This window comes from Novosphingobium sp. Sphag1I (assembly GCF_056279125.1).
On sequence record NZ_JBWBQS010000019.1, the window covers coordinates 1 to 16,370 of the forward strand.

Genomic DNA, 16,370 nt, shown 5'->3' on the forward strand with positions numbered 1-16,370 from the left:
GGGCCGCCGCGGCGCGTGCCGCAATGCCCGCCATATCGCCTGCCTGCATCGCCACCGCCGAGGAGGCAACATCGCCCGTCATCGGGTTCAATCGTTGGAAATTCATATCTATTTCCCTGCATCGTTAGGTTCTGATTGTTGGCAAGGACCTATCTTGAGGGCCTGCCCACATCCAAAATTCCGGCGCAGAATTGGCGAATTTTTAAACACCTGTCCATCGAAAAAGAATAATATTCCGTCAGGTGGAACGGTACGAGGCGCGTAGCAAGGCTATACCCTGATTTTGACTGGCTTTGAGCACTATTGCTCTATGGTAAAAGGTGTTTAGCGGGGGCGAGTTGATCTTGGCCGACGTGCAATTTGCCGGTAATCGTTATTATGTAAATTGGCCAAGCGCTCAGCCACGGCAATTCCATCCAACTTGGCCACAGCGTAAAATGGCTGCGTTGACAGCCCATCTGGCGCGACCTAGCCTTTACTCAAAGCAATTATCCAAAGGGTTGGCCATGTCATTTCGCGCTTTTGCGGCTGGTTTCTGTTTGCTCCTGCGCGCAATGCCGGCTCAGGCTGCAACGCCCGACGCCGTCGCCTTGACCGAGGTCGACAAAATATTTGCCGATTGGCGCTTGTCGGCCCACGTTCCGGGATTGGTCTATGGCATCGTGGCGGATGGCAAGCTGGTCCATCTCAAATCCATGGGCGTCCAGGATACCGCCACCAACGCACCGGTTACCCCCGACAGTCTGTTCCGCATCGCCTCTATGTCCAAGGCTTTCACGGCGCTGGCCATTCTCAAGCTGCGCGATGAAGGCAAATTGTCGCTCGATACGCCCGCCGAACGCTATATCCCGCAACTGAAGGCATGGCGCTATCCCACCAGCGACAGCCCCCGGATAACGGTCCGCAACCTTTTGACCCACACTGCCGGTTTTGTGGAAGACAACCCATGGGGCGACCGCCAACAGGTGATGAGCGAGGCTGAATTTGACAAATTGCTGACCGCGGGCGTGGCCTTTGCGCGGCCTCCGGGCATGGCGATGGAATATTCCAATCTGGGCTATGCGCTGCTGGGCCGCATCATCACCAATATTTCCGGCAAGGCCTATCAGGACTATATTCGCGGCCAGATTATGCAACCTCTGGGCATGAATTCAACCACCTATGACATCTTCACCTCGCCGCAGGGACGTCGCGCGCTGGGCTATCGGTGGCAGGACAATCAGTGGGTTAAAGAACCCGACATGAAGGATGGCGTCTTTGGTGCAATGGGCGGGGTGGAAACCAGCGCCAATGATTATGCCCAATGGGTGACGTTCCTTTTGTCGGCATGGCCGCCGCGCGATGGCGTCGAAAGCGGCCCGGTTCGCCGCGCGACGGTGCGTGAAATCGCCACGGGGAACAATTTCGCCACCGGCGCTATGCGCGCCGCATCGGTGGGCGGATCGGCCTGTCGTCAGGCGGTGGCCTATGCGATGGCGTGGCGGGCGATCGACGATTGCGATCTGGGCACGATCCTGACGCATACAGGCGGCTATCCCGGCTATGGTTCGGTGGTGGCCCTGTTGCCCAACAGCGGCATCGGCATCTTTGCCTTTGCAAGCCGCACCTATGGCGCGCCCAGCCTGCCCGCGAACCGTGCGTTGATGGCGCTGCAAAAGGCGGGCGTTGTTAAGAATGTCAGCGTAACGTTGAATGCCGATCTTGCCTCGGCCTATGAAGCGGCCAAGGCGGTTTGGCGCACGGGCGACATTAACGCGGCCCCCTTGGCCAACAATATGTTGCTGGACCGCGACGCGGAACGTTGGCGCAAACAGGTCGAAGGGCTGAAGGCTGAAGTTGGCGCCTGCGCCGCGACCGAGGCATTGCAACCCATTTCCGCCATGGAAGGCCGCTTTGCGTGGACTTGTGAACATGGCCGCGTGGCGGGCCGCGTGCAAAGATCGCCCAAGGCGACCGTCGAAATTCAGGCGTTGAATTTCTCCGCCGCCGAACCGTGATTATCGCGACCCTGCGCCTCTCGCAGGAGCAAGGCCCGTTTGCGATCCACGCCCCAGCGATAGCCCGACAGCGTGCCATCATGGCGGATCACACGGTGGCATGGTATGGCGATGGCGATGGGATTGGCCGCACATGCCCCCGCCACCGCCCGCGTTGCATTGGGCGAACCGATGTTTTGCGCCACCTGCGCATAGGTCATGGTCTGGCCGGCGGGAATTTCGCGCAAGGCCTGCCATACCCTTTGTTGAAAGGCGGTGCCGCGGACGTCGAGGGGTAGATCCAGCCCCAGTCCCGGCGCCTCAACAAAACCCACGACTTTGGCCACCAACGCCTCATAGCCCGCGTCCGCCCCGACCAGTTCGGCTTTGGGAAAGCGATCCTGCAAATCGCGGACCAACGTGTCGGGATCATCGCCCATCAGGATGGCGGCCACGCCCTTCCCGCTCGATGCGATCAATAGGGCGCCCAGCGAGCATTGCGCCACGGCGAAATGCAGCACTTCATTGGCGCCCCCGGTCTTGAACCGCCCTGGCGTCATGCCCAGAATGGCCGATGATTGTGCATAAAACCGCCCATGTGAATTAAAACCGGCCTCATAAAGGGCGCTGGTGACGGTGGTGGCATGGGGCAAGGCATCGCGCAAACGGCGGTCCCGATGCGCTTGTGCATAGGCTTTGGGCGACAGGCCGGTATGCGCCTTGAACAGACGATGGAAATGACCTGGGCTCAACTCCACCGCTTGGGCCAGCGCGTCGAGCGATAGCGGTGCCGGGGCCTGCTCGATCAAACGACAGGCCTGTTCGACCAAAGCGGCATTTTGTGCATCCTGCGACAACCCTTCCGGATTGCACCTTTTACAGGGGCGGCATCCGGTCGCGCGCGCACTTTCCAACGTGTCATGCAGCGTCACATTGACGGGGTTGGCTGCGCGCGACGGACAGGACGGACGGCAATAAATGCCCGTTGTCGCCACCGAATACCACAAATGCCCATCGGCGCTTTTGTCCCGCGCAAGGATTTGCAGCCAGCGTGGATCATCGACAGTATCGGGGGCCTGATCGGCTTTATGGCTTTCAACTTTCGTCATGACGCCATGTTATCAGCACGCCTTTGGTGCCGCTCTCTGTTTCTTGCGATCAAATCCGAAATGGGCGGCGACCCTTTGCGCGTGAGCCACCGCCCATTGAACGGACCCCGTAGGTTTACTTGGCCGCGTCCAGTTCGGCGCCCCACGGATCCTTTTGCGGCTCGGCCTTGCCATTGGCGGCAAAGTCCATGATCTGATCGCTTGGCCGGGCATATTGCGGCCATTGCGGCAACCCGCCGCCATTGGGCGTGCCGGTCTTGGCAAAGTTCAGGATATAGCGGCTGATGGTCGCGCCCATTTCATTGTCGCGCGGCGTGGTGGCTCCTTCATATTTGAGCTTCTGTGTGTTGAAAAAGAAAGGAATATCTGTGGCATGGCCCGCGCCCGGCTTGCCGATGGAATCCGCGACATAGGAAAAGCGATATTCCCACACCGGCACACCCTGATCGGCCAAAGCGCCCGCCAGTTGACGCGCGCCCGCGACCATATAGCCGGTCTTGCCGCCAATATCCGCACTGGTTGCCCCGATCATCACAGGAACATGGGCGAACTGGCCTGCGGCAATCGCCTTGGCCGGTTCAACGGCCACTTTGCCATCGGGGAACGGGCTGGAAAATGTGCGCGGCCCCGGCGTGAACAGTTTCATCATGTTGAGCCCATCGGTCACCGTTTCGGCCGACAGGGCGCGCAATTTGGCCAGAGCCTGCGGGTCATCCGCCACCACGCCCTTGGAGGCGGCAAATTCCGCGCCGGTCTTTTCCGCCGTTTGCAACGTGGCGGGCATCAGGCTGGTGCCATTGCCGCCCGACATCACCACCGCCCGCGCAAACAGCCCCTTGGCCATGGGCGAGGTCAGCATCGTGTTGACCGACATGCCCCCCGCGCTTTCGCCGATCAGCGTGACATTGGCCGGATCACCACCGAATTTGGCGACATTGCGCTTGACCCAATTGAGCGCGGCCACCTGATCCATGAAACCGTAATTGCCCAAAAGGCCCTTGTCCGCATCCGCCTTGGTCAGCGCAGGGTGGGCAAAGGTTCCGAAGCGCCCTACGCGATAGTTGAAGCTGACGAAAACCACGCCTTCACGGGCCAGATTGGCCCCCGAATAGGTCGGCGGCGAGGCCCCGCCATTCACGAAACCCCCGCCATAAATCCACACGATCACGGGGAGTTTTGCCCCAACCGCCGCCGGGCGCCAGACGTTGGCATAAAGGCAGTCTTCGGCCGGCGGCGTGCCAAGCGGTGCGGCATCGCTGGGAAAAGGCACCTGCATGCAATCATGCCCATAGGCGACGGCATCGCGCACGCCCTTCCACACCTGGGCCGGTTGCGGCGCGCGCCAACGCAGCGCACCCACCGGCGCGGCGGCAAAGGGGATGCCCTTCCAACTGGCCACGCCATCGGCAACCACTCCGCGCAGCGCGCCGGTTTCAATCGTGACGGTGGCGGGCGTATCGGCGGCCATGGCCGGGATGGACAAGACGGATGCGCTTAAAGCCAGCAATTTCAGAAATTTCATTTAGGCAGCCCCTTTCCGGATCATTCTTATTATCAAAAACTTTTAGCCATCGAACGGTGATTGACCATTTCAACAACAGCCATGACAGCGGTGACAGATACATGCTGAACTGCCGAAAAATTGTCAAAGATTTTGAAGGGGTCTCTGCCCCTACCCCCTTCCAACGGGGTTAAGCCGATGCCTCTTCCCACCGGGCCGGTAAGCTGATGCAGACAGACAACCCGCCCTGCACCCGGTTGCGCGCTGAAATAAGCCCTTCATGAAGGATCACCGCCCGCTGCGCGATAGCAAGGCCCAGGCCAAAGCCGCCCGTCTCTCCTTCGCCGCGATGGAAAGGTTCGAACAAGCGTTCGGCCCGGTCGGGTGCGATGCCGGGCCCTTCATCCTCGATCTTGACCACGATATGTTCGGCGTCTTCGCTCAGATTCACCACAATCGTGCTGCCTTTGGGTGAAAAGCGTAAAGCGTTGCGCAGGACGTTTTCAAAGGCGCGGCGCAACAATTCGGCATCACCCGCGACATCGGCATGGAACCCCTCCGGCATCGAAGCCCCGCTGGTAAAAGCAATGCGAACCTCCTTCGCCTCGCTTTCAAACCGAACGTCCGACAAAATATCCTCGATCAGCGCACGGACATGGACGAAATGCTCTGGTCTTCCTTGGGCATTTTCCAGCCGGGAAAGCGTCAGCAGACTGGTGGCCATGGCGTCAAGCCGCCGCGCCTCCAATTCGATGCGATCAAGCGCCAAGACCGCGCCGTCCGGCTTTTGCCGCGCCAACGCAATCGCCAATTGCAACCGGGCCAAAGGCGAGCGCAATTCATGCGACATGTCATCAATCAATTGCCCGCGCGACAGCACCAATTGCTCGACCTTTTCGGCCATGCCGTCAAAATCATGCGCCAGATCGGCAATCTCGTCGCGCCGCCGCCCCATCCGTGACGCAAGCCGCACCCCCATGTCACCCTTGGCGAACCGATCCAGACCCTCTCTTAACGCCCGGATCGGCAGGGATAAGTAAAGGCCCAAAATGGCAGCAAAAATAAGACCGGACAAAATCCCGCTGACATAGAAAACCCCAGGGGGAGTTATGCGTGTATCCACAAAATTGCGGGGCAAGCGGTAGAATATCCGCCACCGACGCCCATCCGGTGCCGTCGCCTCCGCCGCAGTGGCGCGTGCCTCGGCGGGCGCGGGGGTGCCTACCGGCCGAATCATCAATGTGGGCATCGGCCCTTGGGTCAGCGTGGCCGGGATAGCCTCTGGCCCGATCCGCGAGATGATCACACCCGCCATTTGTTCCAAACGCGGCGCGGCGTAACGTTCCAGATTGTTGGCCCAATAGGGGTGGTTGCGCTCAAGAACGATGAACAGCGCCCACAAACCAGCCAATTGTGCGAAAAACACCAGACAAAAGGCGGTGAAAATCTTCCAGAACAAACGCCCCTTCACGACGCCAGCTCCAACCGCCATCCGATCCCGCGCAAGGTCGCGATGCGCAGGCGTTCGTGACTGACCCGCTCCAGCTTTTGCCGCAGGTTCGAGATATGGACATCGACCGAACGGTCATAGGATTCGCGCCGCCGCCCCAATAGGCGCAATGATAATTCATCCTTGGTCGACACCCTCTCCCCCGACCGCAGCAGGATTTCCAGCAAGTTGAATTCCGTGGCCGTCAATTCCAACGGCACGCCATCCCATCCGGCCCATCGCCGCGCCGCATCCAGCGTCAGAACACCCAGCCGCAAATGATCCCCGCTGGCCGCACGGCGCGCAGGGCGCCGCAGGACCGCCCGCAAACGCGCCACCAGTTCGGGCGGGAAATAGGGCTTGGCCACATAATCGTCCGCGCCCAGCTCCAGCCCGATCACCCGCTCGGTATCATTGCTTTTGGCCGTTAACATGATGACGGGAACGTCGCTGGTCGCCCGGATATTGCGCAACAGGTCGATGCCATTGCCGCCGGGCAGCATCACGTCCAGAATGATCGCGTCATATTGCCCGGACAGCGCCACCTCGCGCCCCTCGGCAATGGTATGAACCGCGCGGCAGGCAAAGCCCTCTCCCTCCAGATACTCGGCCAGCATTTGGGTAAGGGCGGCGTCATCATCGACCAGCAGGATGTTGAAGGCGGGCGTTTCCATGACGCCTTGTGACGTTTTGTAAGGCGATTGTCCCGCCCGATTTACACAATCCTTACACTTCACTTGCGAAGTCCTGACCCCCAAGCCCGCGCCGCGCTGGCATAAGCCGATCCATCATGCGACGCATTCCATCTTCCTTAACGCTGCCCGCCCTGCTGATGTTGGGTGCCTGCGCCACGCCTTCGGTGTCCCGGCCCGATCTCACGCTGCCCGCGCAATTTTCGACGCCGCAAAAGGCAGAGGCGAGCGCTGATCGCCTTGACCGCTGGTGGCTGATCTTTGCCGACCCGCAATTGACCGCGATGGAGGAGGAGGCCCTCTCCCACGCCCCCGATGCGCGCTCGGCGCTCGCCGTGCTGGACGAGGCGCGCGCGACCCGGTCCAAGGCCCTGCTGACCTATGACGTGCAAGGCAATGCGTCGGGATCGATCACGCGGGGCCAGACACGGATCGACGGCAACAACGCGTTCCAGATGACGCCCACCGGCGCCACCACCACCACCGCAGGCAGTTTTTCTCCCTCATGGGAACTGGACCTGTTCGGGCGGCGTGATGCGGCCCGGCAAGCGGCCGACGCCGATTTGACCGCCGCCACCTTTACCTATCACGCCGCGCTGCAAAGCCTGACGGCACAGGTGGCGACCAACCTGTTTCAGGCGCGCGGCCTTGCCCTCCAACTGGCCGAGGCGCGGGACAATCTGCGCGTCGCGCGCGAATTGGCCGATATTGGTCAACGTAAAGCCAAGGCGGGTATCGGATCTCTGGTCGATGCCGACAGTCTGATCGCGGACCGGGCCACGGCGCAGGCCAATGTTCTGCAACTCGAAGCGCAACTGGCCGTATCGCGGCAAACTTTGCTGGTTCTGCTGGGCCGCGCGGGTGCGGCGCCCGAAACGCTGGCGGTCGATGGCGCTCTTGGCACACCGCCCGAAGTGCCGGCCGTCACGCCCGCGACGCTGCTGGTCCGCCGCCCCGATGTGGTGCAGGCCGAGGCAAGATTGCGTTCGGCCATGGGGACGCTGCGGCTCAATTCGCTGGCCTTGCTGCCGAAATTCAATCTTCAGACCACCACCAGCATTAACTCCATTTCCGGGCCAGCAGGTTACACGACCACATTGTGGTCGATTGCCTCGGGCCTGACGATGCCGATTTTCGACCGCGCGCGCCTGCTGGGCGACAGACGGGCACAGCGCGCCCGCGCCGAACAGGCCGTCATCGCCTATGAAAAAACCGTCCAGACCGGCTTTGGCGAGGCGCAGAACCAATTGGCGACCTATGCCGCCGACCGTGCCCGCCTTTCCCTGCTGATCGAGGCGGAGGCGCGCGCGCATCACGCCTTTGATGGCCAGAATGCGGGCTATCGCGCCGGGGTCGTCGATCTGACCGCGCTGCTGACGGCGGAGCGGACATGGCGCAACAGCCGGACCTCGCTTTCGGCCCTGCGCGCGACGACGCTGGGCGACGCGGTCAATGTTTTCAAAGCGCTGGGTGGGGGATGGACCCCGCTCGACCCGAATAATCCTGTGACTTCTTTTCCGGATCAAAACCCATGAATAGCCGTCCCCTCGTCCTTGTCGCGCTGATGGCCATGCCCTTGGCGCTGGCCGCCTGCAGCAAATCGGAAGCGCCGCCGCCGGGCGCGGACACGCCCCGCGCCGTGCCCTTTGCCATGGTGACCCGCCAGCCTTTGAGCGCGGGCATCAATGTCAACGGCCGCCTTGTCGCCCGCGAAGAAGCCGCCGTTTCCAGCCAGCTTTCGGGCTATCTGGTCGCGCGGGTTCTGGTGGATCAGGACGCTCTGGTGCGTGCGGGACAACCGTTGGCCGAACTGGACGCCACGCTTTTGCGGGCCGACATTGCGCAAAGCCGCGCCGCATTGGCACAATCGCGGGTGGCCGCGGACAAGGCCGATCAGGAATCCTCACGCGTGACATCGCTGGACCATACCGGCGTCCTTTCGGACGAAGCCATCGCGCAGCGCCGCCTTGCCGCCCGCACGGCCCATGCGCAGGTGGATCAATCACAGGCGCAACTTTCGGCCCAACTGGTCAAGCAAGCGCTGATGGTGGTACGCGCACCCGTCGCGGGGCGCATCCTGTCGCGCAGCGTCCGACCCGGCGATGTCGCTTCGCCGTCCAGCGTCATGTTCACGATGGCACGCGACGACCGCGCCGAGCTGGACGCGGAAATTCCCGAAGAATTGCTGAGCGGCATCCATGCGGGCGACCATGCGCGGGTACGTTTGGCGTCGGGTCGCTGGGTCGATGGCACGGTGCGCCTTGTCGCGGCGCAGGTGGATGCCCAAACCCGCCTTGGCCGCGCGCGCATCCTCTTGCCCTTGGATCGCGAAATTCGCCCCGGCGGCTATGCCCGCGCCGAATTGGCCGGAAAGCCTGTGCCGGTGCTGGCGGTTCCCGAAGCGGCGGTTTCCTATGACGGCAATGGCGCTTCGGTGACGGTGATCGACGCGGGCGACAAGGTGCGCCGCGTGGCGGTGAAAACCGGCGCGCGCGCCAATGGCATGATCGAATTGACCCAAGGCCCGGCGGCGGGCGCCCGCGTGCTGACCGGATCGCAGGACTTTGTGCTGGACGGCGAAAAGGTTCAGCCCGTCCAGAAGGGGCGCTGATTCCATGAAGATTTCCGCATGGGCCATCCGCCACCCCATTCCCGTGGCCGTCATCATGATCGCGCTGACCCTGGCGGGCATTGCGTCCTATATGATGTTGCCGGTCAAACGCTTTCCCAACGTCGAATTTCCCGCGGTCACGGTGTCCGTCACCCAAAACGGCGCCGCGCCCAGCGAGATGGAGCAGCAGATCACGCGGCCTATCGAAGACGCGCTGACCGGCATTGCGGGGCTGCGTCATACGACATCGACCGTCCGGCTGGGCTCATCCTCCACCACCGCCGAATTTGAAATCGGCAGCGACATGCAAAAGGCGGTCGAAGATGTGCGCACCGCCGTCGAACGCACCCGCCCCGTCCTGCCCCAAGGCATTGATGCGCCCAGCGTTCAGCGATTGGATATGTCCTCCGCCCCGATCCTGACCTATGCGGTCAGCGCGCCGGGGATGAGCGCGGTGGATCTGTCGTGGTTTGTCGATGACACGATCGCCCGCGCGCTACAGGCACAGCGCGGCGTGGCACAGGTCAAGCGTATCGGCGGTGTCTCGCGTGAAATCAATGTCACGCTCGACCCGGACCGGATGGCGGCCCATGGCCTCACCGCTTCCTCGATCAGCACCGCTTTGGCCCAGTTCCACCGCGATGACAGCGGCGGCCGCGCCGAAGCGGGCGGGCGTGAGCAGACGATCCGCGTGCTGGGTTCATCGGCAACGGTTGATCGCCTGCGCGAATTGACCATTCCGATCAGCGCGACCCAATATGTCCGCCTTGGCGATCTGGCCACGGTCACCAACAGCCATGCCGAAGAGCGCGGTTTTGCCCGCCTTGACGGCCATCCCGCCATCGCGTTTCAGGTCAGCAAAACGACCGCCGCCAGCGACGTTTCGGTCGAGGACAATGTTGACCGCGCGATTGCCAAGCTGACCGCAGAGCGCAAAGACATTGTCATCACCAAGGTCGTTTCGACCGTGGCCGACACGCGCGCCTCTTATCAGGCGACGGTGCATGTTCTGATCGAAGGCATGGTTCTGGCGGCGCTGGTGGTGTTCCTGTTCCTGCGTGACTGGCGCGCGACGGTGATTGCGGCGCTGGCCATGCCTTTGTCGTTGGTGCCCACCTTTGGCGCGATGATCCTGTTCGGGTTCAGCCTGAATATCATCACACTGCTGGGGCTGACATTGGTGATCGGCATTCTGGTCGATGACGCCATTGTAGAAATCGAAAATATCCAGAAACGCATTGAGGGTGGGGCAACGCCCTATCGCGCCTCGCTGATCGGGGCCGATGCGATTGGTCTGGCGGTGGTGGCAACCACGGCGACGATCATCGTGGTCTTTGCCCCCGTTTCCTTCATGGGCGGGCAATCGGGCCAGTTTTTCCGTGAATTTGGTTTGACGGTGGCCGTCGCGGTGTTCTTCTCGCTGTTGGTCGCGCGTTTTGTCACGCCCTTGATGGCGGCCTACTTCCTCAAACCCAGCACCCACAGCGAACCGCCCCATCGCCTGCGTGGAATCTATCCCAAGGTGCTGGATTGGTCATTGGCCAATCCCAAATCGACGGTGGGCATTGGCATCGGGGTTTTTGTCGGCGCATTGCTGATTGCCGCCACAATCCCCATCGGTTTTCAGCCGACCAGCGATCAGGGCTATTTCTATCTTTCGATGCAGGGCACGTCGGGTTCGAACCATGACACGATGGACCGCGCGGTGCGGGATGTGACCGCGCGCCTGCGCAAACTGCCCGATGTCGAGCGCGTCTTTGCCCAGGTCGGTTCGACCAGCACCAGCGGGCCGGGCGGCGGCAGCAGCGGATCGGATCTTCAGACCGGGACGTTGACGGTCGTTCTGCGCCATGATCGTTCCATGACCACCGATGCATTTCAGCGATCAATCACCGGTCTGTTGCGACAGGTGCCCGAAGTGCGGCTGAACAATCAGGGCGGCTTTGGCGCGGCGGGGGTCGAGGTGGTTCTTGCCGGGCGCGACGGGGATGCTCTGGCGCGCGCTCAGGCGGCTCTCCTGCGCGAAATGCGGGGGATGAAGACGGTTCTGGACCCGCGTCCCGCGCCGCCGCCCTCGGCGCCTGAACTGATCATTCGCCCCCTGCCCGACGCGGCGGCGCGGCTTAATGTTTCGTCGCAGGCAATTGCGCAAGTGGCCCGGATTGCCACGATCGGCGATATTGACGCCAATGTGGCCAAATTCTCGACCCAACAGCAACGCCTGTCGATCCGGGTGCGTTTGCCCCATGATGCACGGGTCGATCTGGATCAGATCGGTAACCTTCAGGTCGCCACGCTGGACGGCAAGATGACGCCTTTGCGCACGGTGGCCGAATTGTCCATCGCGTCCGGTCCCGGCCAAATCCAGCGCTATGATCGCGAACGCCGGGTTTCGGTTCAGGCGGACCTGAACGGCACAACGATCGGTCAGGCTCTGAATGAAGTGGGGACCCTGCCGGCGATGAAACACCTGCCCGCGGGCGTGCATGAGGCCAAGACCGGCGACAGCGAGGCCATGGCCGATCTGTTCGGCGGCATTGTCGGGGCGATGGCTTCGGGCATCCTGATGATCTATTTCGTGCTGGTGATGCTGTTCCACAGCTTCTTCAAGCCCATCACCATTCTTTCGGCTCTGCCTTTGACCATGCTGGGCGCATTTGTGGCGTTGAAAGTGACCGGGATTCCCATCACCCTGCCGGTGTTGATCGGTATGTTGATGCTGCTTGGTCTGGCGGCGAAAAATTCGATCCTTCTGGTTGAATTCGCCATTGAGGACGAACGCGCAGGCCAGCCTCAGCGCGAGGCCATCATGAACGCCTGTCGCGAACGCGCACGTCCCATCGTGATGACCACCGTGGCCATGGCCGCGGGCATGCTGCCCACCGCGCTTGGCATCGGCGAGGGCTCGACGTTCCGCCAACCCATGGCCATTGCCGTGATCGGCGGTTTGATCAGCTCGACCATGTTGTCGCTGGTCATGGTTCCGGTGTTTTATGAATTGATCGACACGCTGGAAATGCGGCTTCGCCCGCGTCTGGCCAAATTGATCACGCCGCGCGCGCCGGGCGATGATGACCCCATCGATCCCGAACAGGTGACGGTGGCAAGCAAAACGCCCGATCTGGCCTAAATGGGCATAATAAATCCCCCTGCTGTTGCATCGGCAGGGGGATTTTTACGGAAAAATACTGAATTAAACGAAATATCAGATTCGACCTTTCGCATGCAGACGGATACGCGCCTGCATATCGTGAAACGTCAATCCGGTATCGATCTGGGTATAGACACGCATGAGCCGGCCCCCTTTACGCGGCGCATAATTGCCATCAGCCAGCAGGCGCGGTGTCGCCATCAACACGTGACGGCAAGACGTCGTATCGGGCTGCAACGGCGGCAGGAGTGTCGTCAATGTGACCAGAGGACTGTCCCCCAAAACATAGGCATCGGACAGCGCGGGCTGGCGAAGGCCTGGAATATGGGCGATCATTTCAGCCATCGCCTCCACCCGACCTTTCAGATAGGCCCCAAGCGGGCCCGTCGCGGCCAGTTCTTCCATCTCGGCCATCGAGAACAACATTTGGCTATAGGTCGATGATGGTACCTGCCAAATCTCGATATCGGATTCGTTGAAGATGATCTGGGCCGCCAAAGGGTCGATTGAAAAATTGAACTCTGGCTTGTCGGCTCCGGCCCCCGGATTGCGAAGATCCTGGGGCGACTTACCGCCGATCCAGATCAGCTTGATCCGCTTGCCAATCCTTGGCTCACGCAACCATGCCAGCGCCAGTTCCGTCAGCCCTGCGCCAGCGGCATAAATCAGCGGTTCTGTCGTATCGTCGCGCATGGCTTCGTGGATGATCGCATCGGTGGCCTTGCTCGGCCTCCACACCTGGCGCGATGTGATCGGCGTTTCTGAACCGGCGACCGGGTGATGGACCTTGTCCAGCCCCATGACCTTCAAGAGTTCCAGCGCACGATCGGCCGAATCCTGTGCTTCGTGCCCGTTCGAGAAGCCGGCGGGCAGATGCGAACCAATGATCAACGGAATGGAAACCGAGCGCGACAGAACGTGATGCGCCAATTGGAACAGGCCATCAGGGTCACCGGCGAAATCATTGTCCAGAATAACACGCCCAAGCAAGGGCTGTTTGCCCATCGCTGTTGTGCCCACAAGGCACCCGGCACCCATAATCGCCGCAGATTTTACGAATGCCCGACGGTTGATGGCCAATGGCACAATGCTCTCTCCCATAATTGTTTTCGAGTGGGGGCGTATACAGGAAAGGCCTATTCGATAAAATACTGAAATTTCTCATCACCATAGGTTTAGGCTGGCATCATCCTGAAACCTTGCGGTGATGGTCAGGCGGCCATTAAATGGAAATAATGGAGAGCCTCGCCGCCCTATTTACTTTGTAATAGTGGTCGGCATTCCGTCCGTTGCGCGACGATCGGGCCAGACTATCGGTGCCGCCTGCGCTTTGCGCCAATCGCTGTTGTCCACATATTCGACAGCCATGTTGCCGCACCGATCCCCCATACGGATAGGGTTGCACATGCTGGCCGCGCGCGAGGGTAATGAAACGGTATAGCCACCGGCAAAGCGCGGGTCGGCCCAGAGATAGTCGGTCGAAACAGCCTGCGCGCCGGAATGAAGCGCGATGTCACGGTGGGCAAGGTCATTGCCACGTGCCTGCCAAGTGCCTTCATCGGCGCGGGTGCGGACAAGGAAACCGGCGCGAACATCGCGTGCAATGCGTTCGCCATCCTCAACCGGGCGGTTGAGCGTCAGATAAGCGGCGGCGGGTGATTGCTCGTCGATGTTGATGAACATCACGCGCCCTTCCAAGGAAACGCGCGCGCCGCGATAGATCGCCACCTTTTCCGGCGTTTCATCCAGCGCAAAAAGGATCCGCCCCCGCGCCGCCTGCAATTTTGGCCAATTGTTGTGCAGGACCGCATCACGCAACGTGGGATAGCGCCCCTGAACATCATCAGGGGTCAGCAATTGCGAAGCGGTAAAAACCGACCGCACTTCGCCGTCGAGTGCGTCAAAAGCGGCCTCATCAAAAGACAGCAACGGGACGCCACCGGGGGCCGCCTTGCCATCCTTGGCATTGATCAGGATGGTGATGGGCGCATGTCGCGGATGCGCCCGCGACCAATCGCGCACAATGCCAAGGCAAAGCTTGAAGGTCACGCAACTGGACCGGAAATCGACATCGGGCACGTGCAACACCTTGAAACCGGGGCGTTCCATTGCCTTGCCCCACGCCGGGTCGAGTGTTGTCTGCGTCCTTGCCGGGATGAGGGGCCGACTGTAACGCCCCCCTTGCGGGTCATAGACGACATCAATTTCGATCTGACGCGCACCGGCATTCAACTGCGCGGTCAAATCCTTGTGGGCATAGTCGAGTTCCTGCGCCACCTTGGGGTTCATCGCATGGATCAATCGGTAATCAGCAGGCGGGATGGCACGCTTGTAACTGTTATGCGTGCCCACCGTCATCAGATCATTCACCCGCAAATTTTCGTCCATCCAGCGGGTTGCACAATGCTTGCCAGCGTGGCTGACATCGGGCGCGTTTAGATGACAGCCCCCGCCGCGTGCAGCTTCTCGCCCCATAGCCGTCCCCGACAACATCAGGGGCAGAAGAAGCAAGATTGCAGCCATGGGGCGACGCATAGGGTGTCCTTGGAGAAAGGAGATTGAAAAGAAAGCGAGGTCATCCGCGCATGTTACCGCCCGGATAGGCCCGAAATGCTGGCCATTAATGACAGGTCTTGGGCGCATTGACCGGATTGCAACGCATCGCGCCGCCGCCCGGTAATTGCACAAGGTAATCCGTGCCATAGGCATTGCCCGATTTATAGAAATCGGTCGAAACGATCTGCGCCCCGCTGGCCAAAGCCTGCCGGGCACGGCTGGGATCATTGACCTTGGCTTCCCATGTTTCGATATCGGCGCGGGCACGCACCAGATAGCCCTGCTTGACCAGTTCGGGAATTTCGCGCGCCCGCACCGTGGCATTGTCCATCAACAGAAAGGCGGCGTAATCCTGCCCCGGTCTGGATTCCAGAAAGGCCGCGCGTCCTTCCAGATTTGGGTGGCCATGCAGATAACCCGACAGGCCATCGGTATCCAACGCCGTCAACAACAGAAACACAAATTTGCCCCGCGCCTCTTTCAGCTTTGGCCAATGGCCTGCCTTCACCCCGGCCTCCAGCGTGGGATAGGTGCCTCGCACCAAATCGGGCGTGATAATCCGGTCGCGCCCAATCGTCTTGAACAGATCGGCGTCCATTTCATCAAACGCCTCTTTGGTAAATGACAGCGGCGGCTTCGATCCGGGGAAGATCGGCACCTGATCGCTCTTGGCCTCCAGCAGGATGAAGACAGGTTCGTGATCGGGATGCGCATCAGACCATCGGCGCAATTCGGCAAGGCATGCCGTGAAAAGGTTGCAACTGGAACGCACGTCAAAATCGACGATATGCATGACCTTCAGGCCCGGTTGGTCCAACCCGGCCTTGTCATGCGGCAATAGCTGAGCCTGCGCGATGCCCTTGGCCGCGGCCGCTTCATAGGCCGCAGGGTGCAGAAACCGCCCGCCCTCCGGATCACGATTGAGATCGAGTTCAAGGCTGCGCATCCCGGCATTCAGTTGATCGGTCAATGTGCCATAGCGATAGTTGAGCGCCTCGGTCATGCTGACTTCGTTCGGATGATATTCCTTGTAATGCGCGCGCGCCGCCGGCGTCATCTTGAGCGCCATTTGCGACATGCGCGGGCCAATGATGCCATCGGCCATGGCCATGATCTGTGGATCGACCCCTTGTGAATAGGAATTATGTGTGCCCAGAACCTGAATCTGATTGATTTTCAGATCATCCTTGGACTGCGGATTGGCATGCGCCACGATGGCGGCGATGGAAAGTGCCATGGACAGTGCCATGGCCGCGCCGCCGCGCAAAAGCTTGTTCTTCATCGC

Annotated in this window: 11 protein-coding genes; 4 read left to right on the forward strand and 7 right to left on the reverse strand. The window is 61.0% G+C overall.

The features are described from left to right. The first annotated feature begins 554 nt into the window (after positions 1-554). The gene (locus ACZ9HU_RS18560) at positions 555-1,997 is read left to right on the forward strand and encodes a serine hydrolase domain-containing protein (RefSeq protein WP_476107168.1); all 1,443 of its coding nucleotides are present in this window, start codon (positions 555-557) and stop codon (positions 1,995-1,997) included. On the opposite strand, the gene ada is transcribed toward ACZ9HU_RS18560, so the two are convergent. The 4 genes from ada to ACZ9HU_RS18580 all read right to left on the reverse strand — a co-directional run bounded on the left by ada (position 1,964) and on the right by ACZ9HU_RS18580 (position 6,749). Then, on the reverse strand, positions 1,964-3,085 hold the full coding sequence (gene ada, locus ACZ9HU_RS18565; protein ID WP_476107170.1) for a bifunctional DNA-binding transcriptional regulator/O6-methylguanine-DNA methyltransferase Ada: 1,122 nt from the start codon (positions 3,083-3,085) through the stop codon (positions 1,964-1,966). The two genes, ACZ9HU_RS18560 and ada, sit on opposite strands and share 34 nt — an antisense overlap. A gap of 115 nt (positions 3,086-3,200) precedes the next feature. Further along, positions 3,201-4,607: a carboxylesterase/lipase family protein gene (locus ACZ9HU_RS18570; RefSeq protein WP_476107171.1), complete on the reverse strand. Its 1,407-nt coding sequence runs from the start codon at positions 4,605-4,607 to the stop codon at positions 3,201-3,203. A 169-nt stretch (positions 4,608-4,776) separates the two neighbouring features. Then, positions 4,777-6,057, reverse strand: coding sequence for a sensor histidine kinase (locus tag ACZ9HU_RS18575; protein WP_476107172.1), 1,281 nt, complete (start codon positions 6,055-6,057; stop codon positions 4,777-4,779). Continuing rightward, a complete protein-coding gene (locus tag ACZ9HU_RS18580; protein ID WP_476107173.1) occupies positions 6,054-6,749 on the reverse strand; it encodes a response regulator transcription factor in 696 nt (231 codons plus the stop codon). The genes ACZ9HU_RS18575 and ACZ9HU_RS18580 overlap by 4 nt, the downstream gene beginning before the upstream one ends. 116 nt (positions 6,750-6,865) lie before the next feature. Here ACZ9HU_RS18580 and ACZ9HU_RS18585 point away from each other — a divergent pair, with 116 nt between their 5' ends. Genes ACZ9HU_RS18585 through ACZ9HU_RS18595 form a run of 3 tightly spaced genes read left to right on the forward strand, consistent with a single transcriptional unit; the run spans position 6,866 to position 12,508 of the window. Then, entirely contained in the window at positions 6,866-8,302 is a 1,437-nt protein-coding gene (locus tag ACZ9HU_RS18585) for an efflux transporter outer membrane subunit (RefSeq protein WP_476107174.1), read from the forward strand. Beyond that, entirely contained in the window at positions 8,299-9,378 is a 1,080-nt protein-coding gene (locus ACZ9HU_RS18590) for an efflux RND transporter periplasmic adaptor subunit (protein ID WP_476107176.1), read from the forward strand. The genes ACZ9HU_RS18585 and ACZ9HU_RS18590 overlap by 4 nt, the downstream gene beginning before the upstream one ends. Positions 9,379-9,382: 4 nt before the next feature. Next, positions 9,383-12,508 (forward strand): efflux RND transporter permease subunit, encoded by a 3,126-nt coding sequence (locus tag ACZ9HU_RS18595; RefSeq protein WP_476107178.1) that lies wholly within the window; start codon positions 9,383-9,385, stop codon positions 12,506-12,508. A 75-nt stretch (positions 12,509-12,583) separates the two neighbouring features. On the opposite strand, the gene ACZ9HU_RS18600 is transcribed toward ACZ9HU_RS18595, so the two are convergent. The 3 genes from ACZ9HU_RS18600 to ACZ9HU_RS18610 form a co-directional block, all read right to left on the reverse strand. Next, the gene (locus tag ACZ9HU_RS18600) at positions 12,584-13,534 is read right to left on the reverse strand and encodes a nucleoside hydrolase (protein ID WP_476107180.1); all 951 of its coding nucleotides are present in this window, start codon (positions 13,532-13,534) and stop codon (positions 12,584-12,586) included. Between the two features lie 252 nt (positions 13,535-13,786). Continuing rightward, on the reverse strand, positions 13,787-15,004 hold the full coding sequence (locus ACZ9HU_RS18605) for a phosphatidylinositol-specific phospholipase C1-like protein (protein ID WP_476107182.1): 1,218 nt from the start codon (positions 15,002-15,004) through the stop codon (positions 13,787-13,789). A 145-nt stretch (positions 15,005-15,149) separates the two neighbouring features. Next, on the reverse strand, positions 15,150-16,367 hold the full coding sequence (locus tag ACZ9HU_RS18610) for a Ca2+-dependent phosphoinositide-specific phospholipase C (RefSeq protein WP_476107183.1): 1,218 nt from the start codon (positions 16,365-16,367) through the stop codon (positions 15,150-15,152). Positions 16,368-16,370: the final 3 nt, after the last annotated feature.

Coding starts and splice junctions, on each gene's coding strand:
- ACZ9HU_RS18590 (WP_476107176.1), top strand. CDS start 8,299: ATGAATAGCCGTCCCCTCGTCCTTGTCGCGCTGATGGCCATGCCCTTG.
- ACZ9HU_RS18600 (WP_476107180.1), bottom strand. CDS start 13,534: ATGGGCAAACAGCCCTTGCTTGGGCGTGTTATTCTGGACAATGATTTC.
- ACZ9HU_RS18585 (WP_476107174.1), top strand. CDS start 6,866: ATGCGACGCATTCCATCTTCCTTAACGCTGCCCGCCCTGCTGATGTTG.
- ACZ9HU_RS18570 (WP_476107171.1), bottom strand. CDS start 4,607: ATGAAATTTCTGAAATTGCTGGCTTTAAGCGCATCCGTCTTGTCCATC.
- ACZ9HU_RS18610 (WP_476107183.1), bottom strand. CDS start 16,367: ATGAAGAACAAGCTTTTGCGCGGCGGCGCGGCCATGGCACTGTCCATG.
- ACZ9HU_RS18560 (WP_476107168.1), top strand. CDS start 555: ATGCCGGCTCAGGCTGCAACGCCCGACGCCGTCGCCTTGACCGAGGTC.
- ACZ9HU_RS18605 (WP_476107182.1), bottom strand. CDS start 15,004: ATGGGGCGAGAAGCTGCACGCGGCGGGGGCTGTCATCTAAACGCGCCC.
- ACZ9HU_RS18595 (WP_476107178.1), top strand. CDS start 9,383: ATGAAGATTTCCGCATGGGCCATCCGCCACCCCATTCCCGTGGCCGTC.
- ada (WP_476107170.1), bottom strand. CDS start 3,085: ATGACGAAAGTTGAAAGCCATAAAGCCGATCAGGCCCCCGATACTGTC.
- ACZ9HU_RS18580 (WP_476107173.1), bottom strand. CDS start 6,749: ATGGAAACGCCCGCCTTCAACATCCTGCTGGTCGATGATGACGCCGCC.